The following is a 22,328-nucleotide window of genomic DNA, read 5'->3' on the forward strand; positions in this document are numbered from 1 at the left end:
CCCTTCTGGCACCCCCTCCGGGGTGCTGATATTTTATCGGACATCTCTACCCCGAGTGGCACTCGCCAAGGCTCGTTGACCCGGGGCTATGATCTGTGATCCCTCCGGGATCCGACGACATCCCAATGGCCCGCTATCAAAAAGGCCCGGTCCCCAACAGGTGGGAATCCGGGCCTTCGTGAATCTGTCTGCCTGACGGGTGGGATGTGCTTCACCCCGCCCTCCTAAAGGAGGAACTACGTACGAAGCATCAATTCTTCACGTCCACCTTGTAATCGCCGAGCGCCCATTGGATGCCGGCGAGGTAATGCTTCAGGACGAGCGGATGGAAGTAGATGTCGTGGTTGTGGCCGAGGGAGCTGTAGAAGACGCGGCCCTTGCCGTAGTGCTTCGCCCAGGAAACGCCGAAGTCCTTGTCCGTGCGCTTGATGCCACCGAGGTTCATCGGCGACTTGTCCGGATCGAGGCGCAGCACCACGTCCTGCTTCTTCGAGTCATACGGCGGAGACTTCATCTGATAGATCTCCTCCTTGAACTCGATGTTCTTGCCCTCGAACATCTCGACGAGAGGGTTCTTTTCCTGTCCCGGCTCCACCTTGATGCTGACCTGCGTGCCCGCGGTCCACGGGTGGCCGTCGAATTGTCCGCCGATCATCTCGCCGTATTCGGGCCACTTGTAGAAGGTGTCCGTGGCGGCGTGGATACCGACGAAGGCACGGCCGGACTTGATGAAATCGAGCAGGTTCTTCTTGAGGCGGTCGGATTTCTCCTCGGCCTTCTTCACGTCCTCCGGGCTCATGGTCTTGAGCTTGTCCGGATGCGGAAGGAAGACTTCCATGGTGGTGCTGAGGAAGCAGACGCCGTCGAAGCCCTTCAGCTTGTCGACCTCGAAGTTGTCGAGGTCATCGCTGACCACGGCCTCGAAGGCACCGGTCTTCTTGCCGAGCTCGGTGAAGGCGATGTGGCCGGTCTCGATGGAGTCGTGGTGGTAGCCGTTGGTGACGGAGAAGACGAGCAGCTTGCGCGCCTTGGCGGGCTTGGCATAGGCCTTGTCCGGCAGCGCGGCGGCGATTTTCTGCGCGGCATCCGCAGGCGGTGCGGCGTGGGCGGAGAGCGTGAGTCCCGCGACGAGGGCGAGAGCGGCGAGTGAGGTTTTCATGGGAGAGAGGATTTCTGAGTTTGTAGTTCCTCCTTTAGGAGGGTGTGGAGAAGCAGCGATGTGCAAGAAGCCCTCCTGAAGGAGGAACTACGTACGAAGAGGTCTCAACCTTCCAGCGGAGTCCACGCGGCGTTCGCCTTGGAGGACTGCACCACGGCGTCGATGAACGCCATGCCGCGCACGCCATCGGCGATGGTCGGGTAGTCGAGCACCGGATCGCCCTTCGCGACCTTGCGGCCGTTCAGCTTGGCGCGGATGTGGCCGGCGAAGTTGCGGTAGATGTTCGCGAAGGCTTCGAGGTAGCCTTCCGGATGGCCGGCGGGAATGCGGGCGGCGGCGGCGGCGTTCGCGCCGAGGTAGCCGAGGCCGGTGCGGTAGATTTCCGTCGGCTTGTCGAGCCACTTCACGATCAGCGTGTTCGGCTCCATCTGGCGCCACTCGATGCCGCCGAGCTCGCCATAGACACGGATGTTGAGGTTGTTTTCCTCGCCCGCGGAGATCTGCGAGGCGTGGAGGATACCCTTGGCACCGCCCTTGAAGCGGAGCAGCACGTTGCCATCGTCATCGAGCTTGCGGCCCTTCACGAAGGCGGTGATGTCCGCGGCGAGTTCCTTGATCTTCAGGCCGGTGATGTACTCGGCGAGGTTCTCGGCGTGGGTGCCGATGTCCCCGATGCATCCGGCGGCGCCGCTCTTCTTCGGATCGGTGCGCCATGCGGCCTGCTTCTGGCCGCCTTCCTCGATGCGGTTGGAGAGCCAGCCCTGGGGATACTCGACGACGACCTTGCGGATCTTGCCGAGCTTGCCTGCGGCGATGAGGTCGCGCGCTTCCTTCACCAGCGGATAGCCGGTGTAGTTGTGGGTGAGGCCGTAGAGCTGGCCGGACTTTTTCACGATCTCCTGCAGCGCCTTCGCCTCGGTGAGGTTGAAGGTGGCGGGCTTGTCGGAGAGGACGTGGAAGCCGTGCTCGAGCGCGTACTTCGCGGGCGGAAAGTGGACATGGTTCGGCGTGACGATGGCCACGAAGTCCATGCGCTCGCCTTCCGGGAGCTTGGCCTCGGCTTCGATCATGGTCTTCCAGTCCGGATAACAACGGTCCGGCGGCAGGAAGAAGTCGGCACCGGAGTCCTTCGAGCGCTGCGGGTCGGAGGAGAAAGCGCCGCAGACCAGTTCGATCTGCCCGTCCAGATTGGCGGCCATGCGGTGTACGGCGCCGATGAAGGCACCCCGGCCACCACCGACCATGCCCATGCGGATTTTGCGGTTCATGTAGAGGAAAGTTATTGGTTGTTTGTTAGAGGTTATTGGTCAGAGGGACGCAGAGGAAGTTCTTCCCCAATAACATCCAACCTCTAACCTTTAACTGTTACTGCTTCGATTTATCGAACGCCGCATCGAACGCGACCCTGCTCGGCGCGAAGTCGATCGCGCGGACGAACTCGGCGGCCTCGGTGCCGCCGTGGACGCGGTCCATGCGGATGTCCTCCCACTCGACGGAGAGAGGGCCCTGGTAGCCCACGTCGTTGAGCGCGACGATGACGTCCTCGAACTGGACATCACCACGGCCCGGGGAACGGAAGTCCCAGTAGCGGCGGGCATCGCCGAAATCGGTGTGGCCGCCGAAGACCCCCACGGTGCCATCGCCATGCCCCCACCATGCGTCCTTCACGTGGCAGTGGAAGATGCGCTCGCCGAAGGTGCGGATGAACTTCACGTAGTCCACGCCCTGGTAGCCGAGGTGGGACGGATCGAAGTTGAAGCCGAAACGCTTGTGGCCGCCGACGGCCTCGATGGCGCGCTGGGCGGAGACGATGTCGAAGGCGATCTCGGTCGGGTGAACTTCGAGTGCGAAGTTCACGTCATTCTTCTCGAACGCATCGAGGATCGGCAGGAAGCGCTTCGCGAAATCCTTGAAGCCCTTTTCGTAGTAAGCCTGCGTGGTCGGCGGGAAGGCGTAGATGGAGTGCCAGATGGAGGAGCCGGTGAAACCGTTCACCACGGCCGGGAAGTCGTCCTTGCCCTTGCGGCCCGGCTTGGCGTTGAAGAACGCACGGGCGGCCTTGGCGGCGGTGGCCATGTTTTTGGCGGCGCGCTTGCGGACGCCTTCCGGGGAGCCATCGCCCCAGATCTCATCGGAGAGGATCGCCTTGTGGCGCTCGTCGATGTTGTCGCAGATGGCCTGGCCGACGAGGTGGTTCGAGATGGCGAAGCAGGTCAGGCCGTGGTCGGCGAGCAGCTCCCATTTCTCCTTCACATAGGACTTCGAGGAAGCGGCGGCGGTGACATCGAAGTGATCGCCCCAGCAGGCGAGCTCGAGGCCTTCGTAACCCATGTCGCTGGCGAGCGGCGCGAGTTTCTCAAGCGGCAGGTCGGCCCACTGGCCGGTGAAGAGTGTGACAGGTCTTGGCATATCGCAATGGATGGGATGGGAGCCGACGCTAGGGAGTCTCCCCGCGCTGGCGGAAGCAAAAACGCCGCGGAGAAACCTCTTTGATCATGCAATATCGGGAGGGTCTGGCGGCCGGAGAGGGAACAACGGGTCTCCCGGTGTGGAAATCCGGGGAAAATGGGGGCGATTTGCGCCCTTCCAGCCCTACGGCCATCTAACTCCTTTGACAGGACAAGGCCATTCCCCCTAGTGTCCCGGCCATGCAGCCCGTGCAGTTCGAGCAAGCAGTCATGACGATCGTCAGTCGCGACAAGCGTTACGAGCCCCACGGCTTCTTTTTCCTGAAGGACGCCCTCGATTTCACGCTGAAGCGCGTGGCCGATGGCAACGCGGGAAGCGCCCGCCACGTCAGCGGCCAGGAGCTCCTGGATGGCTTCCGGGATCTGGCGCTGGAGCAGTTCGGCCCCATGGGGTCCACGCTGATGGCGGAGTGGGGCATCCACGAGTGCAGCGACGTGGGCGAAATCGTCTTCCTGCTGATCGAGGAGGGCATGTTTGGCAAGCAGGAGTCCGACTCGAAGGAGGACTTCACCGGTGATTTCAATCTGCGCGAGGCGCTGACCCACCCTTTCATGCCGAAGCGGCTCGTCCCGGCCAAGCCGGCCAAGAAGGCGGTGAAAAAATAGTAGCGCAAGTATGTAAGGGGAAGCTCCAGCTTTCCCTCCGTGGGGTTGGAGATCGTTCGGCCTGACAGGCCCCCGCCAACTGGAGCTGGCCGACACATCCCGAAAGCGGATCTTTCGACTACATCGGGGTATCGCGCTACCTCCCCCGCTTTGCCATCGCGCGCTCGTATACCTCCTTTGGCGAGGTGGCGTCCTTGATGCCGCTGGCACCGGCCAGCACGGTTTCATCCACCGGACCGTAGTCGAAGTTGTCCTTCGGCAGGTCCTGCTTCGGCATCACGGACGCCAAGTAATAGATGCGGCTCTTCAGATACTCGCGGAGTTGCGGGGTGAGGTCCTTACGCTGGAGGTTGTTCAGATGGATGCGGAACTCCGTTTTCCCCGGCGCGGACGCCGTCACTTCCTTCAGGCTGATACCCGTCCACACCCCTACCGTGAAAAAAATCCCCACGAGCGCGATCACTCCCAGGATGGCCGCCAGTTTCATGCCCGGATGTATCGATGCCACCCCGCGCAGGGTCAACCCCGGATGCCCGTGGAGGCAATCGGACGCATGATCTTTTTCTGACCATTTGCATACGGCTGATATGGATTGAAATACGTGAGTTCCATGGCGGTTCAGCGGCTTGACGCGGCCTGCGGACAGGTCCAATTCTCAAAAAACGAAGAAAAGTCTGAAACGTCTAACGGTTTTCCGAGCCGGTGGCGTTTTAGTTGAAATCATCGCGCAACAAGCGCCTCCGGAATCCGAATGGAGATCGAGGGAACGCTTTCTGCTCCACCCACTCCAAACCCACCGTGATCCCATGAAACCCTGGCTCATCAGCCTTCCCACGATTGCCGCGTGCATCTGGTTCGCACCCGCGGCGCACGCCGTTTTGAAAACCGGCGATCCGGCCCCGAAGATCCAGGTCAGCGCCTGGGCTCAGGGCGATGAGGTAAAGGAATTCGAAGGCGACAAGGTCTATATCGTCGAGTTCTGGGCCACCTGGTGCGGCCCGTGCGTCGCCTCGATCCCGCACATCAACGACATCCAGAAGAAATACAAGGACAAGGGACTCGTGGTCATCGGCCAGAATCTCGGCGAGGACAAGAAGACCGTCACCGACTTCATCAAGCAGATGGGCGGGAAGATGGGCTACCGCGTGACCGTGGATGACAAGTCCGATGGAGGCTGGATGGGCAAGCACTGGCTCACCGCCGCCGGACAAAACGGCATCCCCTGCGCCTTCGTGGTGAACAAGAAGGGCAGCATCGCCTACATCGGCCATCCGATGTCGCTGAAGGAAGAGGTTCTTGAAAAGCTGCTGGGTGAACCTTCCACCAAATCCTCCGCCGAGCCGGCGGCTCCGGCGGAAGATGCCGCCCCGAGCGCGAAGGCCACCGAACTGGCCACCCGCGCCAAGGCCGAAATCGCCGCCGGGAAACTGGCCGAGGCGGAAGCGACCATCGCCCAGTTGCAGGAGGCGCTCCCGGCCAAGTTCGGCTACATCGGCGGGCTGGCGCAGTTGGACCTGCTGATCGCGCAAAAGCAGCCAGGCGACGCGGTCGAGCTCTCGAAGCTGCTTTGCGAGGACTACGCCAAGCAACCCGCGGTTGTCGCGGAGGTCGCCGCCCATCTGGTGGCACAACAGGACCCGGCGGCATCCCTGAAAGCCGCCGCGGAAAAGATCGCCACTCCGCTGGCAGCCACCGCCGGTCCGGCGCAGGCCAACGCCTCCGCCACCCTCGCGCGCATCGCTTCCTTGAAATAAGCCCCTCCCCTGCCTTTTCCACCGCCCTTTCCCACCCTGCCTTTTCTTTCATGACTGATACCCGAACCCATTTCGTCCAGGCCGTCCGCGACCGCGTCAGTGAAGTCGTCGTCGGCCAGGATGTCGTCGTCGAGCGCATGATGATCGCGCTGCTCACCGGCGGCCACCTGCTGCTGCTGGGCGTGCCCGGCACCGCGAAGACCCTGCTTGTGAACGCCGTCGCCCGCGCCATCGACCTCCAGTTCAGCCGCGTGCAGTTCACCATCGACATGCTGCCGTCCGACATCATCGGTTCGGAACTTCTTGACCAGGCCACCGGCCGCTTCCGCACCCACCAGGGTCCGGTCTTCACCAACCTGCTGCTGGCGGATGAAATCAACCGCGCCGCCCCGAAGGTTCAGAGCGCGCTGCTGGAGGCGATGCAGGAACGCAAGGTCACCATCGGCAACGCGACCTATCCGCTGCCGATGCCTTTCCTCGTCATCGCCACGCAGAACCCGGTGGAGCAGGCTGGCACCTTCGAACTGCCGGAAGCGCAGCTCGACCGCTTCATGCTCTGCCACCGGCTCGACTATCCGTCCGCCGAACAGGAGGAGGAAGTACTACGCAGACAGTTGAAAATGGGCCTGAAGAAGGTCGAGGGCGGCGCGATGCCGAAGAGCGCCTTCGACATGATCAATGCCGAGCCGGTCTGCCACCTTGATGACCTCATCGGTGCGATGACGGACGTTCAGGCGGTGCATGTGAGCGAGGTGTTCATGAAGCACTGCGTGGAACTCATCCGCCTGACCCGCACGCATCCCTCCATCGAGATGGGCTGCTCCACCCGTGCCAGCCTGGCCATCGTGCAGGCCGCCCGCGCCCGTGCCTTCGTGAACCAGCGCGACTATGTCGTACCGGAGGATCTCTTCGCGCTCGCCGAGGATGTGATCCTCCACCGCATCCGCCTCAGCTACGAGGCCCTCGCGGATGGACGGAAGCCCCGCCAGGTGCTTGAGGAGCTGCTTCACCAACTCGGCTGATCCCGCGCGCGATGAATCCCTCCGGGACCCTGTCCTCCGATCATCTGGACGCGCGCCAGTTCGAGATCGCCGTGAAGCGATTGGCGGATGCGCTCGCCTACGGCCAGGAAAGCTCGCCTTTCCTCGGCTCCGGCATCGAGTACGTGCAATCGCGCCTCTATCAGAGCGGTGATCCCGTGAAGTTCATCGACTGGCGCACCACCGGCCGCACCGGACGTTTTCATGTGAAGGAGTACGAGGCCCCGAAGCAGATGCCCGTCTATCTGCTGGTGGACACCTCCGCCTCGATGTCCGTGAGCTCGTTGAAGCTGAGCAAGTACGCCTGGGCGGTGCAGATCGCCGGCGGCCTCGCGCTCGCGGCAGTGGAGCACATGAATCCGGTGGGCCTCATGGCCGTGGGTGAACGCACGCTGCATCACACGCCCGCGCTTTCACGCGGCATCATCCTCCAGTGGCTGCACCAGCTCCGCCACTATCATTTCAATGAAGGCACCACGCTGGGCAAGCGCGTGCGCGAACTCATCCCGCGTGTCGAACAACGCTGCCTGTTCGTGGTCATCAGCGACCTTCACGATCCGGACGCGCTTCCGGCGATCAAGCTGATGGCGCAGGATCACGATTGCGCCGTGCTGCATCTGGAAGATCCCGCCGAGCGCGGGAAGTTGCGCGCGGGCATCCTGCGCGGCGTGGAAGCGGAATCCGCGCAGGAATTCGTCGCACGCGGCGGCACCAAGTTCATCACCGATGAAGTGGGCGCTCCCTTGCGCCGCGCGGGCGTGGATTACCTGAAGCTGCCCACGGACGAGCCGATCCTCGCAAAGCTGCGCCATTTCCTGAAGAACCGCTCGAACAGGAGGAACGCATGAGATCACGCGCGTCCGCCATCCTCCGTCTGGCCTGCTGTGCCGTGGCTGCCACGCAGCTCGCAAGCGCCGCGCCGAAGCCCGGCGACATCGGCTTGGAAAAAGATTATCCCATCACGCTCGATCGCGGCGACTACCAGCCGCGCGCGCTGGATGACCGCACGCCGATCATCCTGCGTCTGGAAAAGATCCAGCCGGAGAAGGACGGCCGCTTCACCTACATCTTCCATCCCATCGGCTTCGAGCCCGGCTCCTACAAACTCGCGGACTACCTCGTGCATCCGGATGGCACGCCCGCCACCGAGATCGGCGATGCGAGGATCGACATCGGCTCGCTTCTTCCTCCCGATCACATGGGGATACTCAACCGTTTCGAGCCACGGCCGTTTCCATTCTTCGGCGGTTACCGCATGATGCTCGGTGGTCTGGCCGTGCTGTGGTTGTGCGGACTTCCCGCATTGATCTGGTTGGGACGGAAAAAGAAGGTCGTGGATACCGGGGAAGTCGCTCCGCCCGCACCTTCCTATGCCGAGCGCATGCGTCCCTTGGTGGAAGCCGCCGCCGCGGGTACTCTGACCGCCACCGGACAGGCAGAGCTGGAACGCCTGATGAGCGGCTACTGGCGCGAAAAGATCGCCACTCCCGACCAGCACATGACCGAGGCGCTCGCCGCGCTCAAGCGTCATCCCGAGGCCGGATCGCTGCTGCGTGCGATGGAGCGCTGGCTGCACCATCCCGGCGGCGCTTCGAAGCAGGAGATCGATGCCTTGCTTGAACCCTACCTTACCATGGCGGTGGAAAGCGGGGTGGCCGCGTGAGCTTCCATCATCCCGAACTGCTCTGGCTCCTCGCGCTTCCCGTCTTCTGGGGCTTCTGGCAATGGGTGCGCCGCGGTCATCCGGTGGTGCTGCCCTTCGACCACGGCCAACAGCGCAGTGGCAAGGCGCTGCGCTTCTTCACCAATCTGGCGGGCACGCTGCCCGCTCTGCTGCTCGCCATCGCCGTGCTGATGCTGGCCGGTCCGCGCAAAACCGCTCCACCGCAGGACGAGCGGATCATGAACAACATCATCCTGTGCATCGATGTCTCCGGCTCGATGGGCGCGCGCTTCGGAAAAGGCACGCGCTTCGAAGCCGCCGTGGATGCCGCGCGCGAGTTCTGCAACTACCGCAAGGGCGATGCCTTCGGTCTCACCATCTTCGGCTCCGAGTTCATCCACTGGGTACCTCCCACGAAGGAAATGTCCGCCATTTCCAGCGCGATGAACTACGTCCGTCCGGACAACATGCCGCCATGGATGGGTGGCACGCTCATCGCCAATGCGCTCCACGGCTGCCGTGAGGAACTGGAACGCACCGAGCAGGGCGACCGCGCCGTGGTTCTCATCACCGACGGTGGCAGCGGCGACTTCGCCAATGGCGGCGACCGCCGCATTGCCGAGGAGCTGAGCGCCGCGAATGTCCGCGTATTCGGCATCCAGGTTGGCAACGACGGAATCGGCGGCGGCGGCATGGAAACCATCGCCGGAACCACCGGTGGCAAGGTCTTCAATGTCGATGACCGCTCGGCGCTCGACAATGTGTTCCGCGAAATCGACCGCATGCAGAAGGCGCGCTTCAAGCAGGTGACCGCGGATTGGGTCGATGATTACACGCCTCTCGCCATCGCCGGACTCGTGACGGCGGCTCTCTACGTCCTTTCGCTGCTGGGACTCCGTTACACCCCCTGGTGATCCCCATGAATCCCGAAACCCTCCATCTCCAAGCCATCTGGGCCGCGCTGGCCGCCGCCGTGATCGCCGGCATCGGCGAGTGGCTCCACACCCGCCGTCTGAAGCGGGTGCAGGCGCTGGCCTTCGGACCGGCCGGACGCCCGCGGCGCTGGACCGTGATCGCGCCGGTGTGCCGCATCGTCGGAGTCACGGCACTCGCGTGGTCGCTGGTCACACTGCTTTCCTTCGACCGCCTCACGCGCCAGCGCGATGGCCGCAAGCCGCCGGATCGCAACCTGATGATCCTGCTCGATGTCTCCCCTTCCATGCTGCTGAAGGACGGCGGGGAAAATGGCACGCAGACCCGGAACGAACGCGCCGCCGCCGTACTGAAGTCCGTGCTCGACCGCATTCCGGGCGACCGCGTGCGCTTCACCGCCGCCGGATTCTATACCGAAACGCGCCTGCTGGTGAAGGAGTGCCAGGATCGGGAGCTGATCCTTCACCTCGTGGGCGGCACGCCCTTCCACATCACCTACGAACCTGGCAAGACCGACCTTCTCAAGTCGCTGAACCAGGCAGGCACGATCATGAAGGGCTGGGAACGCAAGTCCACCACCCTGCTCGTCATCTCCGATGGCGATAGCGTGCCCCCGACCGGCTTGAATCCGATGCCTTCCTCCGTCTCCGAAGTCATCTTCGCGGGTGTGGGTGATTCCAGCCGCGGCACCTTCATCGACGGCCACCTTTCCCGTCAGGACACGTCTAACCTGTCCCAACTCGCACGGCGGCTGCACGGCACGTTCTACGATTGCAACGTGAAGCACGTCCCCAGTGAGGCGCTGAAGAAACTGAATGCGGAGGACACGGGCACCGCGCGCTGGCGCACCGACCGCCGTTTCATCGCGCTGGCTTCGCTGGCGGTTTCCTCCGTGCTGCTGTGCCTGCTGCCGCTGCTTCTCGAATACCTCGGCAGCGCGTGGCGTCCGCGTCCCGCCCCGCTGCGTTCACTCCAGCCCAGCCCGGTCCCATGAGAAAGTATCTCGTCCTCGCCTGGCTCCTTCTGCCGCTGCCGGTCGTGGTCATGCATTTCGGCCGCGGCCAGGAGTGGCTCGCCCGCGACAAGGCCCACTCGATCATCCAGCGTGCCGAGGCCGCGGAGAAGAAAGGCGAGTGGCAAAGCGCCTATGAACTCTATCGCGAAGCCGATCGCACCGCCGGATCGCAGGACCGCCAGCTCAAGCTGCGGCTCGATCTCGCCCGCGCGCGCACCGGCTTCCGGGTCGGCGAGGCAGTGGCTTCCATCGATGGCATGGACAAACTGCTCGATGATGCCGCCACGGCCACCATGCCCGCGGAGTTCCAGCAGGAGACGCATGAACTCGCCGCCCGCCTCCACTACTACGCCGGCTGGGTGATGCGGCTGGAGGGTGCGAAGCGCGAGCTGTGGATGGAGGAGGCCGAACTCGCCCGCCAGAATTTCCGCCTGCTCTCCGAGCACTACTCCGATCCGAAGAACGAGGATCAGACTCACCGCCAGAAGGAGGATCTCGAATCCGCCGTGCAGCTCCAGCGGCTGAGTCTCACCGAACTGATGGCCCGTCCGCTGCCCGAGGAAGGCCGCGCGATGAGCGGCCAGGGCCTCAGCGAACAAATGGGCAAGCGCCGCGGCCAGCGCGGCAAGCAGCCCGGTCGCGGCCCGAATGACAAGGGCCCGCCCGCACCCGGCGGCGGCATGCGCCGATTCCAGCCGGGCTCCGGCTCCTAACCGACTTCAAAAACCATCCATTCCCGTATTCCCATGAAGCCTTCGTCACGCAACCCGCTCTTCCCTGGATCGGTGCCGCTCAGCCTGGTGCTCGCGGCCTCGGCGGCCTCCGCCCAGGTGGTCCAGATCGTGCCGCTCCAGCCAGCCGCGCAGGCCCAGCCCGCCCAACCGGTGAACCCGCAGCAGCCCGCGCAACCCGCCGGAGAAGCCGCCGCCGGACCGGCCAAGGAGGGCGAGAAAAAGGAAGCCGATCCCACCAAGGAGTTGGCCAAGGAGCTCAAGTCGATGCGGTTCGACCGCTCCGGTGAGGCGCTGCTGGCCGCCACCAAGTCCCAGAAGAAGGACACGCCGCCGACTCCCGCCGAAACCTTCGGCATGGCGGTGATGTTCGGCGATTGGACGGAGGTCGGCAAGACGCTGGCCACACTGCCACCGCAGGATGCATCCGCCATCTATGGGAAGCTGTTGGATTCGCTTGGCGATCAATCGATCTCCGTAGGCGCGGTGCTGAAGACACCGGAAAATTCATCGGATGAGGACGAGGACCCGCGCGAGCGCATGCAGCGCCAGATGAAGGAGCGGGAGGAACTGAAGAAGAAGCCCGCGCCGATCCTCAGCGAAGACTTCTACGCGATCGTCAACGCCAACCCCGCCGATCTCAAGGAGGAGAACATCCCGGCACTCACCAAGCTGGTGAAGACCGCGCTTGGCGAAGGCGGACGTGCCACGCTCGTCACCCGCATGGAAAAGGGCTGGAAAGGTCTCGGCGGCACCACGTCGGAAGGCAGGAAGCTGGCCACGCGCCTGCTTTCCTCGCTCGGCTGGATCCGCGATGCCGGACCATTCCTGCCACTGAAGAAGGAGGATTGGGACGACGCGGAAACCTCCCAGCTCATTTTCGCGATGGAGTACTTCACCCGCACCGGCGTGGAGGAAAAGGACGAGCGCCAGCTCCAGCAGGCCGCGGATCTCGCCGCGCGCGTGATGAAAACCGCACGCTTCGGCAACTACACCCGGCCGCAGTTCCGCCCCGCCATGGAGCGGCTGGTGCAACTGCTGCCCGCACTCGATCCCGCCCAGGCGCAGAAGCTCATCCGCGAGCAACTCTTCAACCAGACCGCCACGCTTTCCGAACTCATCGGCATCATCGGCGAGCTCGGGCAGAACGCCTCCAAAGGCACCGACGTGCAGGCCCGTGCCTCCAGCCTCGGCACCCAGCACCTCATCCTCGAAGCCCTCGCGGGCAAGGAAGGCGCGTTGCCCTCGAACACCGCCGTGCTGGTGATGAACTGGCTCAATGAGGCCGAGGCCTGCTACCGCGCCGGTGGCGTGGTCACCACGGAAATGTCCCAGGCGGAGCGCATGATGCTGCGTCGCTACGGCTACGGCAACAATCAGGAGAAAGCCCCCACCCTCTCCACCGAGCAGGTCCTTTCGACCGCACCGCCCAAGGCGTTGATCGCACGGCTCAATCCCGGTCTCGCCCAGCGCGTGGAACTCACGTTGGTGAAGGTGGGCGTCCTCCTGCCGGACGAGGCGGACCTCTCGCTGCTGAAGGACTATGTGAAAAAGTATCCGGGCCTCGAGCGCGAAGTCTGCCAGGACGTGCTGGCCGGATGGGTCTCCAAGCGCACGAAGCCCGCGGAAAGCGAGCAGGTGAAACAGATGCGCGCCTACGGCTACTACATCCCGCCGCAGATGCAGCAGCAGGGTTCCGGCATCCCGCTCACCCGCCTGCGCCAGAACCAGAACATCCAGCACTTCAAGGCGCTGCTCGGCGACCTGCGCTCGATCTCGCCGGAACCGCTCGATCCGAAGCTCATCGTGCAGGCCTTCATGACGCTGCACAGCGGTGCGGAGGTCTATCGCATGGAAGACATCGAGGCGATCTTCGGCCCGCCTGAAAAGATGGTGCAGAAGGAACTGCTCGACCTGCTCGGCGGCATGCGCGGCCGTCTCAACCAGGAATGGCGTGATCCGAAGACGCAGCAGCAGGCCGGCACCAACCGCACCGAGCAGGAAGCGAAGGACGAGGTTTCCCGCGGCTACCGCACCGCCCTCGAACTCGCGAAGCGCGGCATCCGCCCGGAGAGCGAGGATTGGTCCGCCTTCATCACCCGCGGCCAGTTGTTCTACGATGCCTCGCAGTATGAACTCCAGCGTCAGGTGAAGCTCACCGACTATGTGAACCTGCGCGACGAATCCTTCGCCAGCTTCCGCAAGGCCACCGAGCTCTATGCAGCGAAGATCCCCACCCTGCCCAGCGGCCAATGGACCATCGAGCCCTATCAGGCATGGTTCTTCGTGATGCTCGGCGCGAGCGATCTCGCCCAGCTCACCACCAATACCGCACGGGTCGATCCGGGCCTCAAGTCCATCGGCGATGCCATGCGCGCTCTGCCGGGCGATGCCGGTCCGCGTCACCTGGAGATCTTCGCCAAGATGCTCGGGGAGGTCTTCCCGCGCGTCCCCGCGAACATGCGCCAGCTCTTCCTCGGCTCCGGATTGGGCATCGTGGGCGCGGACAATCCCGCCGCTTCCGCCGCCACCAAGTCGCTCGACTACTACAAGGAACTGCTCGATGAAATCCAGCTCCGCATCAAGGTGGACGGCCCGAGCCGCGTCGGCCACGGCCAGCCCTTCGGCGCCGTCGTCTCGCTGGAGACCACACGCCAGCTCCTGCGCGAAAGCGGTGGATTCAGCAAGTATCTCCAGAACCAGTCCGACCAGCAGCGCTCGATGTTCGGCGGTGGTGAGGAAGGCGGATCGAAGAACCTGCGCGACGACTTCACCAAGAACATCCACGCCGCGCTGGACGAGACCTTCGAGGTGGTGTCCATCACCTTCCACGATGCCGCGGTGAAGACCATCGACCTGCCGCGCGAGGGCTGGGTGGAAACGCCGCTCGCCTACATGGTGCTGCGTTCGAAGACCGCCGCCGTGGATCGCATCCCATCGGTGCAGCTTGATGTGGATTTCGTCGATCAGCCCGGCCAGGTCGTGCTGCCGGTGATGTCCCAGGTCGAGCCGATCGATTCACACGATGCCGATGTGGAGAACCGCCCGTGCGGCGACCTCGCGCTCTCGCTCACCATGGACGAACGCGAATGGAAGGACGGCAAGGTCGTGGTGGAAATCCAGGCTCGCGGCCAGGGAGTGATCCCGGATCTCGACAAGCTCTTCGACACCAGACGCGAGGGTTTCGATCTGGAGAGTGTCGATGGCAAGCTGTCCGTTTCCCAGTTCGTGAGCGATGGCAAGAAGCGTCTGCCACAGGCCGACCGCAACTGGCAGCTCACCTACCGCCGCAAGGCGGACCTGAAGGGTGACGTGACCTTCCCCTTCCCCGCGCTCAAGTCCGGCGTCAAACCGGCGTCCATCGACTACAAGCACTACCAGGATGCCGACCTCGTCGAGATCGATGCCGCCAAGGCCACTGCGGGCGTGAAGCTCGCCGGACGGACCGGAAGCTGGCTCGGCACCTCCGTCATCGTGGTGCTGCTCGTAGCCGCCATCGCTGCATTGATCGCCTTCTTGAAAAAGAGAAAGCGCCAGACGGCGGAAGTGGCGAAGGAACTCTCCGCTCCCTCCAATCCCACGCCGTTCTCCACCGTCGCCTTCCTGCGCCGCATCGGCCTGACCCATGGCGATACCATGTCGGACGGCGAGAAGGTCGCCCTGTGCGAGCAGATCGCCGAGATCGAGTCCCGCTACTTCAGCGCCAAGGAGACATCGGCTGGCGATCTCTCCCCCGTCATCAGCAAGTGGCTGGAAGTCGCGCGGCGCTCCTCGGGCGTTGCCTGAAGCCCCCGCAAACGGGCAGCCACACCCGTGGCTGCCCTGTCATCGTATATTTGGCTTCCAAACGGGAGGAGCCGATCTCAACGGCTTCCCCCTACCCGCCTCGCGTAAATTTTTGCATCACATTCACATTCCAAATTCCCTTTCCAAATAGCCCTCCCCCCGACCCGGTTACGTCCATCGCGGGAAGGCGGGATTGAAGGCATGTTAGAATCGCGGAATCTGACAGGCTTCCAAGCCACATCATCGGACGAGTCGCGCTTCTCATCCGCTTCCCAAACCTGCATGGCTGAAAAACCCTCTGGAATGCAGGCATGATTGCCGGAACATCGCCAGAGGCGGTTTAGACCAGCTATCAGGTTGCCCCGGACTGAATCAGACAGCTTCTGAGGTGGGTGGACCTCGGGTCGAAGCTTTGGGAATTGGTAAGATCGCAAACCATCACGAGGACATGTTTACGAGGAGCTCAGATCCGACTTCGCATCGAAACTGAGTGGCATATCTCAGACTGTGGGCTGCTACTTTTCTAGAAATCCGCCACGACATCGTTCCACAGATCAGCGGAAAATATCAATCTCCTTCTAATATCCGCCGGTTTATGAATATTTGAATCAAATTGCACTATATTCATGAAAGACATGAGAGCATCTCCCAAAATACGTCTCTGCAATTTATCACAGCTTTTCACTATCAGCCGGATTTTCTCTTCATTTTCTGAAACTTGTAAATAGTCGGAAATTAAATCCTCATTCAAAAATGAAAAATCAGAATCAATACAACACTCAATAAATTTATAGGTTATAGTCGCAAATAAATAAAATAACCATGCGTCAGAAACATACAAAAATGGATAATATTTATAGAATCCTGAAATATTTAATCCATCTACCGGAAAATCACTCCCTTCAATTTGACGTGCAAGATGCTTCATGTCGAAAACCAAACCAGATTCTCCAGTAGGGCGCTTCTGGAAACACTTGCGCATTTTTCTCAAGACCTCTTGAGCATCAGAAATATCTTCTTTCATAAATTGGACTTCTATCAAGTGATGGTATCAATCTTCATGCAATTGGGCGTGATCCGGGTTGCGCCAAGTGATACCAATCAAATTCGTCCATATCCCAACACCCTCTATCCTTCATTCTAGCCTTAAGATTTTTGAGTTCATTCCTTAGCGCCTCTGCATGTGCATCATGTTTTTTGGGATTCTTACTCCATGGCACGTCATCGCATCCTTCTTTTATATAATCCATCCTCACCTTCCTCTCGTTGATAAGACCTTTTGATTTTTGGTACATATCCTCGCAAGTATTTTCCCCAGTAGGCCGCTTATCCTGGATATTCTTATACTTATCATGCAACCTGCAGCAATCATTCACTTTTTGCCGCCTATCTTGCTTTTCGTTAACTCCATTAGGCTCTTGAGTCCAGCGATCCACCATATCCCAATCTATATGATCATGATCCTCGTCTGGTTCAGGTTGTGGAGAAGTAGGATTGGGATAAGGAGCCCACCTTGAAGACGGTTCTGTTATAGTTCCAGGAGGAAGAGGATCCAAAGGCATATAGCGAGGTGAGACAACTTCTGGCACCTGAACCACCGTCCGCGGGAACGTATAGGTAAGCGTTTCTGGAGTCACAACCGGAGTCGGTCGGAAATAAAAAACAAGTCCAGATAGACCGAATTGATCTATAGAGTTCACAGGATTATTTCCAAGCATGCAATACATGTTTGATCCAGCAGCTTCCCCAAGAATATCACGCGAGCACCATCTCCCTAAACCGGTGTGATAAAAACGAAATCCATAATTATACAACCCTGTCTCCAGATCCTTAAATTCCGCGTGGAACAAAAACGTCCATTCATAACTACTTTCATCTTTTTGCTCGAATGACGCGCTCAGGATTTGTTCTGCCCCAAACGCATCATAATCATAGCGTTCAATGACAGAACCTGATCGATCAATCAAAGCCACTGGATCAAAATAGTCTTTCAACGGAAATACCAATTCATCGGACTCCACCCCTTCTGTCGATCTTACTCGTCGGATCAAATCCCAACGGTCGAAGGGATTCCATCCGTACTGCCGATCAACAATTGTGGGCGTCTCGGCGAGACGCTCTTCTATCACCCGCCACTGATTGTCGTATATGAAAATTTTTCCTATTCCGTCTACGACAGATTTCACGCGACGATTTCTTGAGTCATAACTATAAACAGCCAAAACAGAACCCTCATCGTCTTTAACTCGAACTAGACGGTTCCACGCATCCCAAACGAGTTCATATCCCATAGTCGGATTTTTCGGCGTGGGGATAGAGATCATGTTTCCAGCCAAATCGTAAGCCGGTTGGATGACACCAGATGGGCCATCCAAACTGACGATTTGGTTAGATTGGTTGTTCACTCGACTCTGAGAAAAGGAAGGCTCTTGTTTATAGGTGGAATTCCAATTTGCGGATTCATCAAAGACAAATATCTCTTGCTGAGAACGAGGCATATCTATTGTATTCTCAATACCAGTGTAATATGGGCCGAATGATGGTATCAGATTACCACGATCGTGACGCCTCACTTGCTGAAGATCGTCGTACCAATAATAGCTATCCTGTGTATTAACGGACATCGCGTGTGCCTTCTCGTCACGCCTCCATTCTATTCCACCGACTCTGTTTCGCCCATAACGGGAATGCACCTGTTTGCCATCGGCGTTTTCCCATATAATTTCCACTCTGCGACCAAAACGATCAAGGCCGGTATATTTATCTCCAGCGTCCCCAGTCGCCCCATTTTTCATTGTCCATTTTGCGATTGGGATAGCAGGTAATCCATCCGAGAATATTTCCTCATCCACTAATGTAGCCACCCCCAAATATGTAGTTCTAAAATAGGACAGAGGAAACTCATAATTAATTTGATCAGGTCGGCTCAAGGCGTCCGCTTTGACCGACCCATATTGAATAGCCACACCCTTAGAAGAAACGATACTGGATTTCGTCATTCGAAGTGTATTTGAACTGCCGTCTTCATATTCGTAGGACACCTCTACCGAAGGGAGTTCTGAGGAACCGTTGGGTTTCTGAGTTTCCGCTTTAAGTTGATTAAAGAAATTATAATCATAAATAACTTGATTAATACTACTCGTCCCATCCACGCTGAAACTAGTTTGAGACTCAACAAATCCGGAGTCACTATAAACTGTTGTAACCCGACCTATTGTGGCATCAATTCCTTGACCGAACTCTTCTACTTGATCGACCAGTAGGCGGCCTAATTTATCAAGGCTATAGGCATGAATGGTGCCATTAGGATCGGATACCCTCACAGTTTGAAGTTGACGGTTGTATAGACTGGTAACTCTATCGGAAGCTCCTGTACTGTTGGGATAAATCTTCTGGAAGACCAAGCGGTTGCTATTGATCGAGGACCCCTGAGCAATACTCACCCCGCGCACCCATTCTGTGATCTGTAGACCAGTGTCCGGGTTCTCGCACTTGAGTTTGGTCAGCCAACCGTCATCCGTATATTCATAGTGGGTAGCACGAAACCCAAAGGAAGCATCATTTTCTACAGTGGTAATCAGACGGCCAGCGTCGTCGTAAACACGCGAGTTACTGATGCCAGCAGCATTGGTCAGGACCGTTGTATTGCCAGCGGCATCATACAAGGTCGAAGTCACTAAGACAGTGTCCGAACGCAGCGGCGTGGTCTGGCTGCGACTCCACGAGCCTCCCCCATTGGTACCGTAGTCGGAGGTTGCCATTAAGTGTCCGACAGCATCTGCATAGGAAGCAATATAGCTTACTCGAGCCTTTGGCGAAATTGAAGAATCCCCTAACTCACCAGTATCTACATCTGGAGTATCATCGAATCGCTGGCGGTGAATCTCACTAAGAAGGTTGCTTGCCTCGTCATAGTTCATCTCCTTTTGGTCCATCACAACTGCATGAACAATCGATGATGGATCGACTAATGGGTTGTCGCCTGTTGATGGCCAAGCCCGGAATATTTTCTCAATACGTCCTACGCTATCGTATCTCCTGACGATAAAGAGCTTACTCCCGGAGGGAGCACTGCGCGCTAGCCGACCTGAGGCGTCATAATAGAATTGCGAGATCTGCGGGTTGCTCCAGTCTCCATTGTTCTGATAGACGCGTGTTCTGAAAGGGTTTTCAAGCGCATCATAATCTGTATCCGTGCGTGCAATGACGTTGCTGGGAGAAGTGGTGTCGCTTTTGAACGTCTGTTGGGAAGTCAATAGATCTCGGTTGTCGTATGTGTAGCCGTTAATGAATGCGAACGGACTCTCGTCGAGATGACGGGCCGATGTTTCCAAGCGGTTGCGGAAATCGTAGGTGTTCGTCGTCACCCGGTCGTTCGCGGTGTTCGTGTCCACCGGCGCGGTGACCTGGGTCACGTTGCCGTTGGCATCGAACTCGCGCACCGTCGTCACACTCAGGCCCGCCACCGTGCCGAGTTCCTCCTGCACCGGCCAGCCCATCGCGTTGAATGTCGTCTGGTCGATCGTCGCCCCGGCACACATCGTCCAATTCTGGCGGCCCACGCTGTCATACGCCAACAGCTTGCGACCGTAGTTCTCCGACTGATGGCCGTAGCCGCCGAGCGGGATGTTGAAGTAGGTCCATTGCTCCTTATACTCAGACGCGCGGTCGCTGAGGCCGACGGTCCAGCGGGTCCACGTTTCCTGGCCGAAGACGGTGTCCGGCGCGGGGATGCCCTCGCCGTCATAGACCGCCTGGATCAGCGACGACTGGCGCCAACCGGCGTAGGCCGCCATGTCCGCGGGCGGCGGCAGGTTCGGACGGTTGATGCTCACCGGGCCGACGATCTGGTCGACCGCCGGGCCGACGGTGGTGCGGTAGCCATTGAAGGTCCACGTGCCCTCGATGTCGTCCTGGAAATAGGTCCAGCGGCAGGTGCGCAGCGCGGTGGGCGTACCGGCGAGATCGACCTCATGTTCCGGTCCCAGAGTCAGAATGGTGCGGCCGCGGCGGTCCAGTTCGTAGTCGGTGACCAGATTCAACCCCGTGGGGTCCTGCGTCATCTTCGTCATGCCGCCGGTGGCCGCATCGTATTCGTAGGTGGTCGCCACGCCGAGTTGGTCCACGATCTTGATCAAGGCACCGAGGGTATCGAAGTGCGACTCGGTCTGGTAGGACGCGCCGGTGCCGTTTTCACTCGTCGGGACCACCGGCAGATGGGTGGTCTTTTTCGAAATCTGGTTGGTGCCGCTGTGGTAGTCGTAGGAGTAGGTCGTGACGACCTCCTGCGTACCGGCATCATCCCGGTAGGTGGTGCGCTTGTTGACCACGTAGATCGTGCCGTTGGCCGTTTCCGGGCACGCCTGGTATTCCAGCTTCTCCTGCGGAATCAGGGTTCCGGAGGTGCCATTCTGGATCTTCGTATTCTGCAGATAGCCCGCGGCCGTATAGTCGTAGACAGTGATTTTCCCCACCGTGGCCGAGAGGTTCACCAAGGTCGGGGTGCCTTCATCAATGCCTTCGATCGCGGAGCCGGACGCCGACAGCAGGATGCGGCCGCTGCCTTCCTCGAACTGCTGGCACAGCGGATACCACGTCTGGTCACCATCCTGGACCATCTTGAGCATCAGCTGGCCGCTGCGGTTGTAGTAGCAGCTCATCACCGAGCCGTCCGCGCGCACCACCTCCGTGCAGGAGGCCCAGCCGGTGAACGCCGAAGCGGGCGGCACCGGGTTGGTACGATAGCTGAAGGTCTGCTGATACCGCCGCCCGCTGGTGTAGAACAGCGTCACCCGGTTGTTCGCATCGTACTCCGCGAACTCCGAAGCGGCGTATTCGTTGAGCTGGCTCTCCGTGGCCTCCTCCGGATCGATGCCGTTGTTCATCATCTGGCGGTGGATCTGCGGCGGGATCACATGCCGCATCCGGTTGCTGCCGGGATGATAGCTGTAGAAAGTGGTCGAGATCGGGGCATCACCCCAGTCCGCCGGTTCTCCCGCGGGGGCGCGGTTTTCCCACAGCTTGACAGTCGTCAGGTTGCCATCGGTGTAGCCGTAGGTGGTCTTGAGCACCGGATCATCGTCCACCTCGTACTTGAGCTCCGAAGTCATGCCCGCGGTGTTCGTCTCATAGCGGTAGCGGTTCGATCCGCCACCCAGGCTGGGGATGTTGATGTCCTTGAGGCGGTCGCCGTCGAAGGTGAAGTTGGCGGCGACGTTGCCCGCGCCGACCATGGTCTTGAGCTTGCCGTTGATGTCGAAGGTGAACTTCTTGCCCGTGCCCTGCAGCATCGTGTAGATGCCGCCGCCGCCGACCTCGCTCTTGAACGAGAACTGGTCCTTGACGAAGTAGAGCGTGTTGAAGGTGGTGGTGCCGCCCGGAGGCGGAGGAGGAGTGCCCGGAGGCAGGCCGCAGACGGCGCGGTCCTGCTGGGGTTTGCACACGATCGGGCCGCTCGCCGGGCCGCTGCTGTTGGTGCCGGAGAGGCCGGCGCAGCCGCAGGCGATCCACTTCTGGCCGTGGTCCGCGCCATTGCTGCCGGGGCCGCCGGAACGGCTGCTGTAGGAAAGGCCGGTATCGATCACCACGTCGCCCTTGCCGCCGCCGCGGGGGGCGGGTGGATCGCCCTTGGGACGGTTGCCGCCCGCGCCGGGATCGCCCTGGGGTCGGCGGCTGTTCGGCCCCGGATCGCCCTTCGGCAGGCTGGAGGGATTGGCTCCGCCGGAGCGGTTGCCGCCATAGGCCGGCATCCCGGCGACCTGCGCATTGGCCGAACCGTCGGACAGGGAGACCGAGCCGCCGCCGGCGTCACCCGATTCCGCGTTTTCCGAAAGACCACCCTCGCAGGAATCCTCACACGAGCCGGAGGGACACGACGGCGAAGGCGGCAGGCTGGAGGTGAACTCCGAGGAGGACGAATCACCGGACGAACCACTGTCGGAGGACGACGAGCTGCTCTCCGAAGGGCCCGAACCGGAGGAGGAATCCGATGAGGAGGAACCACTGTCAGCTCCACCCGAACTCGAAGACTCGGATTCCGACGAGGAGGACCCGCTGTCCGGGAATTCCGAGGAGCTCGAAGATTCAGAAGATGGTGCGGACGAGGACGACGAAGATGAGGATGACGCCATAAAAAGAGGCTGGTTCCAGCTTCCTCGCTGAAATCAGAATCCA

16 protein-coding genes are annotated in these 22,328 nt (G+C 60.4%); 10 read left to right on the forward strand and 6 right to left on the reverse strand.

Features of this window, described 5'->3' with window-relative positions:
• Positions 1–250: 250 nt before the first annotated feature.
• The 3 genes from KBB96_RS07505 to KBB96_RS07515 form a co-directional block, all read right to left on the reverse strand.
• Entirely contained in the window at positions 251–1,159 is a 909-nt protein-coding gene (locus KBB96_RS07505) for a ThuA domain-containing protein (RefSeq protein ID WP_211634003.1), read from the reverse strand.
• 104 nt (positions 1,160–1,263) lie between these two features.
• The gene (locus KBB96_RS07510; protein WP_211634004.1) at positions 1,264–2,427 is read right to left on the reverse strand and encodes a Gfo/Idh/MocA family protein; all 1,164 of its coding nucleotides are present in this window, start codon (positions 2,425–2,427) and stop codon (positions 1,264–1,266) included.
• Positions 2,428–2,524: 97 nt separating this feature from the next.
• Positions 2,525–3,568, reverse strand: a complete 1,044-nt coding sequence (locus KBB96_RS07515; RefSeq protein WP_211634006.1) for a sugar phosphate isomerase/epimerase family protein — start codon at positions 3,566–3,568, stop codon at positions 2,525–2,527.
• A 239-nt stretch (positions 3,569–3,807) separates the two neighbouring features.
• Between KBB96_RS07515 and KBB96_RS07520 the strand changes: the two genes are divergently transcribed.
• Positions 3,808–4,233 (forward strand): Minf_1886 family protein, encoded by a 426-nt coding sequence (locus KBB96_RS07520; protein WP_211634008.1) that lies wholly within the window; start codon positions 3,808–3,810, stop codon positions 4,231–4,233.
• A 136-nt stretch (positions 4,234–4,369) separates the two neighbouring features.
• On the opposite strand, the gene KBB96_RS07525 is transcribed toward KBB96_RS07520, so the two are convergent.
• Positions 4,370–4,720, reverse strand: coding sequence for a hypothetical protein (locus tag KBB96_RS07525; protein ID WP_211634009.1), 351 nt, complete (start codon positions 4,718–4,720; stop codon positions 4,370–4,372).
• 319 nt (positions 4,721–5,039) lie between these two features.
• Between KBB96_RS07525 and KBB96_RS07530 the strand changes: the two genes are divergently transcribed.
• The 8 genes from KBB96_RS07530 to KBB96_RS07565 are packed head-to-tail and all read left to right on the forward strand — an operon-like array spanning position 5,040 to position 15,155.
• Positions 5,040–5,987, forward strand: coding sequence for a TlpA family protein disulfide reductase (locus KBB96_RS07530; protein WP_211634011.1), 948 nt, complete (start codon positions 5,040–5,042; stop codon positions 5,985–5,987).
• Between the two features lie 50 nt (positions 5,988–6,037).
• A complete protein-coding gene (locus tag KBB96_RS07535; RefSeq protein ID WP_211634013.1) occupies positions 6,038–7,009 on the forward strand; it encodes an AAA family ATPase in 972 nt (323 codons plus the stop codon).
• A gap of 11 nt (positions 7,010–7,020) precedes the next feature.
• A complete protein-coding gene (locus KBB96_RS07540; RefSeq protein ID WP_211634015.1) occupies positions 7,021–7,875 on the forward strand; it encodes a DUF58 domain-containing protein in 855 nt (284 codons plus the stop codon).
• Positions 7,872–8,690 carry a hypothetical protein gene (locus KBB96_RS07545; RefSeq protein WP_211634017.1) on the forward strand — a complete coding sequence of 273 codons (819 nt, stop codon included), beginning with the start codon at positions 7,872–7,874 and terminating at the stop codon, positions 8,688–8,690. The genes KBB96_RS07540 and KBB96_RS07545 overlap by 4 nt, the downstream gene beginning before the upstream one ends.
• Complete coding sequence (locus KBB96_RS07550; protein ID WP_211634018.1) at positions 8,687–9,604, forward strand: vWA domain-containing protein; 918 nt, start codon at positions 8,687–8,689, stop codon at positions 9,602–9,604. Before KBB96_RS07545 ends, KBB96_RS07550 begins: the two co-directional genes overlap by 4 nt.
• 5 nt (positions 9,605–9,609) lie before the next feature.
• On the forward strand, positions 9,610–10,617 hold the full coding sequence (locus KBB96_RS07555; protein WP_211634020.1) for a VWA domain-containing protein: 1,008 nt from the start codon (positions 9,610–9,612) through the stop codon (positions 10,615–10,617).
• On the forward strand, positions 10,614–11,351 hold the full coding sequence (locus KBB96_RS07560; protein ID WP_211634022.1) for a hypothetical protein: 738 nt from the start codon (positions 10,614–10,616) through the stop codon (positions 11,349–11,351). Before KBB96_RS07555 ends, KBB96_RS07560 begins: the two co-directional genes overlap by 4 nt.
• A gap of 33 nt (positions 11,352–11,384) precedes the next feature.
• Positions 11,385–15,155 (forward strand): hypothetical protein, encoded by a 3,771-nt coding sequence (locus KBB96_RS07565; RefSeq protein WP_211634024.1) that lies wholly within the window; start codon positions 11,385–11,387, stop codon positions 15,153–15,155.
• 523 nt (positions 15,156–15,678) lie between these two features.
• Here KBB96_RS07565 and KBB96_RS07570 read toward each other — a convergent pair.
• Both KBB96_RS07570 and KBB96_RS07575 read right to left on the reverse strand, forming a co-directional pair.
• Positions 15,679–16,179 carry a hypothetical protein gene (locus KBB96_RS07570; RefSeq protein WP_211634025.1) on the reverse strand — a complete coding sequence of 167 codons (501 nt, stop codon included), beginning with the start codon at positions 16,177–16,179 and terminating at the stop codon, positions 15,679–15,681.
• Positions 16,180–16,213: 34 nt separating this feature from the next.
• The gene (locus KBB96_RS07575) at positions 16,214–21,904 is read right to left on the reverse strand and encodes an RHS repeat domain-containing protein (RefSeq protein ID WP_211634026.1); all 5,691 of its coding nucleotides are present in this window, start codon (positions 21,902–21,904) and stop codon (positions 16,214–16,216) included.
• Positions 21,905–22,052: 148 nt separating this feature from the next.
• Here KBB96_RS07575 and KBB96_RS07580 point away from each other — a divergent pair, with 148 nt between their 5' ends.
• Positions 22,053–22,316: a hypothetical protein gene (locus tag KBB96_RS07580; RefSeq protein WP_211634027.1), complete on the forward strand. Its 264-nt coding sequence runs from the start codon at positions 22,053–22,055 to the stop codon at positions 22,314–22,316.
• Positions 22,317–22,328: the final 12 nt, after the last annotated feature.

Source organism: Luteolibacter ambystomatis, assembly GCF_018137965.1.
GTDB lineage: Bacteria > Verrucomicrobiota > Verrucomicrobiia > Verrucomicrobiales > Akkermansiaceae > Luteolibacter > Luteolibacter ambystomatis.